Annotated in this window: 5 protein-coding genes and 2 pseudogenes; 3 read left to right on the top strand and 4 right to left on the bottom strand. The window is 73.0% G+C overall.

The features are described from left to right. Nucleotides 1-141 (bottom strand): sugar phosphate nucleotidyltransferase (locus ABD207_RS16600; RefSeq protein WP_344012910.1); only part of this gene is annotated, 141 nt, incomplete at its 3' end. Next, nucleotides 138-2061 (bottom strand): annotated as a pseudogene (locus tag ABD207_RS16595) (DUF5941 domain-containing protein). The pseudogene ABD207_RS16595 and the gene ABD207_RS16600, both read right to left, overlap by 4 nt. A gap of 457 nt (nt 2062-2518) precedes the next feature. Between ABD207_RS16595 and ABD207_RS16590 the strand changes: the two are divergent. After that, nucleotides 2519-3457, top strand: a complete 939-nt coding sequence (locus ABD207_RS16590; protein ID WP_344013753.1) for a cation diffusion facilitator family transporter — start codon at nt 2519-2521, stop codon at nt 3455-3457. A 233-nt stretch (nt 3458-3690) separates the two neighbouring features. Beyond that, the gene (gene idi / locus ABD207_RS16585) at nt 3691-4284 is read left to right on the top strand and encodes an isopentenyl-diphosphate Delta-isomerase (RefSeq protein ID WP_344007785.1); all 594 of its coding nucleotides are present in this window, start codon (nt 3691-3693) and stop codon (nt 4282-4284) included. A gap of 61 nt (nt 4285-4345) precedes the next feature. Here the strand turns inward: idi and ABD207_RS16580 are convergent, their stop codons facing one another. Further along, a complete protein-coding gene (locus ABD207_RS16580; protein ID WP_344013762.1) occupies nt 4346-4852 on the bottom strand; it encodes an ATP-binding protein in 507 nt (168 codons plus the stop codon). 347 nt (nt 4853-5199) lie between these two features. Further along, a pseudogene (locus ABD207_RS16575) lies at nt 5200-5727 on the bottom strand (HdeD family acid-resistance protein); the annotation flags it as partial. Between the two features lie 268 nt (nt 5728-5995). Here ABD207_RS16575 and ABD207_RS16570 point away from each other — a divergent pair. Further along, a complete protein-coding gene (locus tag ABD207_RS16570; RefSeq protein ID WP_344013752.1) occupies nt 5996-6754 on the top strand; it encodes an enoyl-CoA hydratase/isomerase family protein in 759 nt (252 codons plus the stop codon). Nucleotides 6755-6825 lie beyond the last annotated feature (71 nt).

Below are 6825 nucleotides of genomic sequence, written 5' to 3'. Positions count from 1 at the left end.
GAAGTTGCCGAGCGTCAGGTCCAGGACCGTCAGCTCCTCCTCGGCGCCTTCGGGCCCGACCGGCACCAGCGCCTTGGGCAGGGTGTCGGTGTAGGGGCGCAGACGCCGTCCGGCGCCGGCCGCGAGCACGAGGCCGATCATGCGGTTTCTCCTTCATCGTGAACGGCGGGCGAGCCACCCCGGTGGGCGGCCACCCAGAAGCGGATGCTCTCGGCGAGCACCAGCACGGCCACGGCCACGGCGAGCACCGTGAGCGCGACCGTGAACTGCGAGGCGGTGAGCAGTGCCGCCAGGACGGCGACGACGAGAGTGCGGCCCTCGTGCCCCCCGATCGCCCGCACCAGCCAGTGCGGGGGCGCACCCGCGTTGCCGCGGATGCGGTAGACCGTGTCGTAGTGATGGTAGGCGACGGCGGCGACCAGCCCGTAGGCCGCCGGAAGCGCCCCGTCCGCATCGGCGGTGGCGGCCAGCGCCAGGACGGTGCCGTACTCGGCGGCGCGCAGGACGGGCGGGACGAGCCAGTCGAGGGCGCCCTTGAGGGGGCGCGTGACGGCCAGGCCCGACGTTCCGGCGTAGATGGCGGCGGCCAGGACGGCCCAGGCGCTGCCGAAGCCGGTGAGCGCCGCGGTGGCGAGGACGGCCGCGGCGCCGAGCAGGGCGACGGCGGGGGCGGTGAAGCCGGGCATGCGGCGGGCCGGCCCCCGCTGCGCGGCGGCGGNNGGGCTTGCCGGGCCGCAGGTCGCCGTTCAGCTCGACCTCGTAGCCGTCGACGCGGGCGATGCGCTGGGGCTTCGGCAGTTCCTGGGGCCGGTAGGGGCCGGAGGCGGCGAGGTCGGCGAGCGCCTGCGCGGCCCGGTCGGTCCGCTTCGCCCGGCGGGTGAGCGAGCGCAGCACCCGGCCCGCCGTGGTGTACGCGGCGGCGAGGGCGCAGCCGATGAGCAGGGCGTAGAAGGTGATGCGGGGGGTGGCGACGGCCGTGAGGACGGCGATCATCGCCCAGCGCTCGCCGATCGGCAGGACGATCATGCGGCGCGCCCACACCGTCCAGCCGACGCTGTCGAGCCGGTCGGAGAGGGCGGCGGTGGGGCTGGTGTTGCCGGTGGCGTCGTGGTTGGCCTCGTTGAAGGAGAAGTCGACCACGTGCCGGCAGGTCTGGAGCACCATCGCGCCGAGGGCGAGGGCCCAGACGTCGTCGCCGCCGCGTGCGGCGCCGAGGGCGAGACCGGCGTAGTAGGCGTACTCCTTCGCCCGGTCGAAGGTGGCGTCCAGCCACGCGCCGAGAGTGGAGTACTGCAGGGAGTAGCGGGCGAGCTGGCCGTCGGTGCAGTCCAGCACGAAGGAGGCGATGAGCAGCACACCGGCGGCGACGAAGCCGCCCCGGGTGCCGGTGGCGGCGCAGCCGGCCGCTATCAGCGCGGTGAGCAGAGAGGCGGTGGTGACCTGGTTGGGGGTCAGTCCGCGGCGGGCACACCAGCGGGCGATGTACCGGGAGTACGGGCTGATGAAAAAGGTGGTGAAGAAGCCGTCGCGGGACTTCACGGCCGACTTCAGCCGGACCGCCTCCTCGTCGACGGCGGCGACCGCCTGCCGGGCCTCGTTGCGGGCCTGCGGGTCGGCGGGGACGGCGGCGACGAGGCTGCCCAGCTCGGGGCGGTGCACCTCGGTGCCGTCGGCGTCGAGCGCGGCGGCGATGCGGTCGGGCAGGCCGGCCGCGTCCCGGACGCTCGCGGAGGCTCCCGCACCCCCGGTCCCGGCGACCGCGGAGTTCTCCCGGGCCATGGCGCGGGTCAGGGCCTGGCGGCCGGCCGCCTGGGCGGTGACGGCTCCGGGGATCGCGGCGATCGGGAAGCGCGGGTCGGTGAGCCCGAGGCGCAGGGCGTGCACATGGCCGACGAAGGCGGCGTCGACGACGGCGACGCGCTCTCCCGAGGGCACCTGGGCGAGCAGCGTCTCGGCCTCGGCCGGGCCGGAGGCGGTCCGGACGTCGAAGCCGAGGGAGCGCAGATCGCCCTCGAGCGTCGAGCCGGGGACCGGCTGACCGGTGAGGATGGCGGTCGACAACCGAACTCACTCCCTGGGTACCAGCGCCTCCGCGCCGGTCATGTGCATGGTGGGGGGCGCCCGTGCGGGCCCTCCGGGCGGCGTGTCGGCAGAGGCTATCGGATTCCCGGAAGCCCGCGTTCACCGCCCGTTCCACGGCCGGCCCGACGTGGTTCGCCGGCACGTGTGCCGCGATCATCATCGGGGATGCGGGGCCCGGCCCACAAACCGCGGTGACGGAACGGGCGTTGACGGCGATGACCGGCATTTCCCCCCGCCCTCGCCGGAGGCCGGGAGCCCGCCGGAAGGCCGCGCACTTCCCCGCCGCCGACCGACCGCCCGGCACGCCCCGCCGCTCTGACCTGGAAACCAAACGCCCAGGTCAGGGCACATGACAACGGTGTTCAGTGCCGCGTTGCCCGATACCCCCCGCCCGTAGTTCACTGTGATCCGGAACGTCGATGGAAGGGCGGCTCGCATGGGGGCAGGGCACGACCACGGGCATGCGCACGGCGCGCACGCCGGTGGCACCGTGAGCGCGGCGTACCGCGGCAGGCTGCGGGCGGCGCTGGCGATCACGCTCGGCGTGATGGTGGTCCAGCTCGTCGGCGGTGTGCTGGCCGACTCGCTGGCCCTGGTGGCGGACGCGGCGCACATGGCGACGGACGCCCTGAGCCTCGGCATGGCGCTGCTGGCGATCCACTTCGCCGCCCGGCCGCCCAGCGACCGCCGCACCTTCGGCCTGGCCCGCGCCGAGATCCTGGCCGCCCTGGCGAACTGTCTGCTGCTGCTCGGCGTGGGCAGCTATGTGGTGTACGAGGCGATCGAGCGGTTCGTCACACCGGCCGGCACCAAGGGCGGCCTGGCGATGACGTTCGGCGCGATCGGCCTGGTGGCCAATCTGGTCTCGCTCACCCTGCTGATGCGCGGGCAGCGGGAGAGCCTGAACGTGCGCGGCGCCTTCCTGGAGGTGGCGGCGGACGCGCTGGGCTCGGTCGCGGTGATCGTCTCCGCGCTGGTGATCGTCACCACGGGCTGGACGGCCGCCGACCCGATCGCCTCCCTGGTGATCGCGCTGATGATCGTGCCGCGGACCTGGCGGCTGCTGCGGGAGACCCTGGAGGTGCTGCTGGAGGCGGCGCCCAAGGGTGTGGACATGGCCGAGGTGCGGGCGCACATCCTGGCCACCGAGGGCGTGGAGGACGTCCACGATCTGCACGCCTGGACCATCACCTCGGGCCTGCCGGTGCTCTCGGCGCACGTCGTCGTCAGCTCCGAGGCGCTGACCTCCATAGGGCACGAGAAGATGCTGCACGAGCTGCAGAGCTGCCTGGGCGACCACTTCGACGTGGAGCACTGCACCTTCCAGCTTGAGCCCGGCGGCCACGCGGAGCACGAGGCGCGGCTCTGCCACTGACGGCACGCGCCGGTGGCCGGCATCACGGCGCGCCGGTGGCCGGCGTCACTCCGGCCGCCCCTGGCCGACGCGCCGAGGATTCCCGGCCCGCCCGTCCGGGCACGATGATCTTCGGGACCCCGCCCGAACGTCCGGTGCCGCCCGCGGGGACATGCGGGCGTGCCGGGAAAGTGCCGGGAGTGCCGGTTTAGTACGGCAGACTTGGGGCGCGAAGACCGATGTGAAGGATGGGTATGCCGATCACACCTGCCACCGCGACGCACACTCCGTCGAACGGCACCACAGAGCCGATCTTGCTGGAACTGGTCGACGAGAGCGGCGCGACGATCGGCACCGCGGAGAAGCTGGCCGCTCATCAGCCACCGGGGCAGCTGCACCGGGCGTTCTCGGTGTTCCTGTTCGACGAGCGCGGCCGGCTGCTGCTGCAGCAGCGGGCGCTGGGCAAGTACCACTCCCCCGGCGTGTGGTCCAACACCTGCTGCGGCCATCCCTACCCCGGCGAGTCGCCCTTCGCGGCGGCGGCGCGGCGCACCTACGAGGAGCTGGGCGTGTCGCCCTCGCTGCTCGCCGAGGCGGGCACGGTCCGCTACAACCACCCGGACCCGGCCTCGGGCCTGGTGGAGCAGGAGTACAACCACCTCTTCGTGGGCCTGGTCCAGTCCCCGGTGCGGCCGGACGCCGACGAGGTCGCCTCGACGGCCTTCGTCACCCCGTCCGAGCTCGCGGAGCGGCACGCGCGGGACACGTTCTCGGCGTGGTTCATGACGGTGCTGGACGCGGCCCGGCCGGCGATCCGGGAGCTGACGGGGGCGTCCGCCGGCTGGTGACGTGCCGGGAGCGCTCGGCCAGGAGCCCTGTGCGGGCGGTCAGGGAGAGCGGTACGAACGGTCAGGAGACCTGTGCGGGCTTGAGCGGCAGGGCGGCCCAGATCACCTTGCCGCCGCTCGCGGTGTGCTCGACGTCGCACACCCCGCCCGCCTCGCGGGTGATCTCTCGCACCAGGAGCAGCCCGCGTCCGCCGGTCTGGGCGTGATCGGCCTCCAGGGCGGTCGGGCGGTAGGGGTGGTTGTCCTCCACGGACACCCGGATCCACTCGGCCCCGACGGCGACCTCGACGGCGAGCATCGGGGACAGCAGCGCGGCGTGCCGCACGGCGTTGGTGACCAGCTCCGAGACGATCAGCAGCAGTCCCTGCAGCGCGTCGTGGGAGACCGGCACGCCCTGACGCAGCAGCAGGTCCCGCACGGCGTGCCGGGCCTGCGGGACCGACACATCGGTGGCGGGAGCGGTGAACCGCCAGACCCCCTCGTACGGCAGCGGGTCCGCTTCTCTGGCGTCGACGGAACCTTCCGCGCCCTGTGGGCGTGGGCCGGGCCCGCGCCCCTGGTCGTCCATCGTCCGGTCGCCACCCTCGCGCTCGATTGTCACCACATGTCGAGTGTTGGGAACGATCCGCTGCGTACCCAAGTACTGACCAGAAGTCAGCACAACTCGAGCGCTTCTGACCGCATGCGTATGACACGGTCAGTTGTGGGACTGTTCCTGTCCCCCTTGTTCCGTCTCGGCGAACTATTCGGGTTGTACGGGTTTGACAGCGCCCGCGCCGTTCCCACCGCCCCGGCCGGTCTGCCCGGTCCCGCCGGCCCGGCCGTTCCCGCTGTTCGGGCTGCTCCCACTGTTCTGGCCGTTGGGGCCGTTCGGGCCGTTCGGGCCGTTCTCGCCGGTGAGCCGCTCGGAGACCCCATGCCGACGATCCTCCGCCCGCCGTAGCCGGTGGCGATCAGACCGAGACCGTCGAAGAGCAGCGCCAGCGAGAAGAACGTTCCGATCACGTACTGACTGCTGCTGGGCCAGGACGCCAGCACCAGCACGCCCAGGAGCAGCCCGAAGGCACCCTGCACCAGCGTCCAGTCGAACTGCGGCCCGCGCACCACCGGGCTGCCCACCAGCCGGAACAGCCCGCCGGTGAGGAACAGCAGCGCGGCGAACATGGTCAGCGCCTCGGCCGCGACGTCCGGCTTCCTGAGCACCACCACACCGGCCGCGAGGTTCAGGGCCGCGACCACCACGCCCAGCCAGAAGAAGTTGCTGCCCCGCGCCTGCACGGCGTGCAGCAGGCCGACCGCCCCGCCGATCAGCAGCAGCCAGCCGAAGAGGAACATCGAGGTCAGGGTCGCGACACCGGTGTAGACGAGGCCGACGACACCCGCGATCACCAGGATCACCCCGAGCGCGGCGAGCCAGCTGAAACCCCGGCTCAGTCTCGCCACCTCGTCCTGCTGGGCGGTGGTGCGCCCGCGGCGGGGGGCGTGGGGTCGTCGCCCCGGGGAGCGGTGGGCTCGGCCATGCTGTGCCTCCTCGGCCCGTCCCCCCTTCCCCCTTCTTCCCCTCTTTCTTCCTCTTCCCTGTTCCTCTTCCCTTTCCTGCCCTTTCCCTTCTCTTTTCCCTTCTCTTTTCCCTTTTCCCTTTCCACTGTGCTTTCCCCTGTGCGCGCTCCCGCCGGTCGGCCCACCGAACGGCCCGGATAGCATCCGGCACATGGAGGAGCCCCAGCTGCTGCACCACGTCACCGAGTCCGTCGCCACGGTCGTCATCAGCCATCCGGCCAAGCGCAACGCCATGACCGCCGCGATGTGGGCCGCGGTGCCGCCGCTGCTCGCCCGGCTCGCCGACGACCCGGACGTACGGGTGCTGGTGCTCACGGGCGCGGGACAGACCTTCTGTGCCGGGGCCGACATCTCCAGGCTGCGCGAGTCCGCCTCCGAGGCCCAGGGGCTCGCGGTGGCGGCGGAGGAGGCCCTCGCCGCCTTCCCCAAGCCGACCCTGGCGGCGATCCGGGGCCACTGCGTGGGCGGCGGGGCACAGCTGGCCGCCGCCTGCGATCTGCGGTTCGCCGATCAGGACGCGCTCTTCGGCGTGACACCGGCCAAGCTGGGCATCGTCTACCCGGCTTCCTCCACCCGCCGGCTGGTCTCCCTGGTGGGTCCGTCCACCGCCAAGTACCTGCTGTTCTCCGGCGAGTTGATCGACGCCGGGCGCGCGCTGCGGACCGGTCTGGTGGACGAGGTGCTGCCGGGCGGCGAACTGGACAAGAGGGTCGCGGAGTTCACCCGTGTCCTCGCCTCCCGCTCCCAGCTGACCCAGGCCGCGGCGAAGGAGTTCGCGGACGGCCGCACCGACCGGGAGGCCCACTGGATGGAGCAGGCGCGCACGGCCGGGGACACCGCCGAGGGTGTCGCCGCGTTCCTGGAGCGCCGCGCACCCCGGTTCACCTGGAACGTGTCCGCGTCCGGCTGAGCCGCGCACCGCTCGCCACGCCGCCCTGTCCGCAACGGGCTTCCGGCCGCTTCTCCAGGGCGGCTTCGTGC

The organism is Streptomyces thermospinosisporus, assembly GCF_039526425.1.
GTDB classification, from domain to species: Bacteria; Actinomycetota; Actinomycetes; order Streptomycetales; family Streptomycetaceae; genus Streptomyces; species Streptomyces thermocarboxydovorans.
Note: the sequence above shows the minus strand (reverse complement) of the source record. Positions and strands in the feature narration are given on the sequence as shown.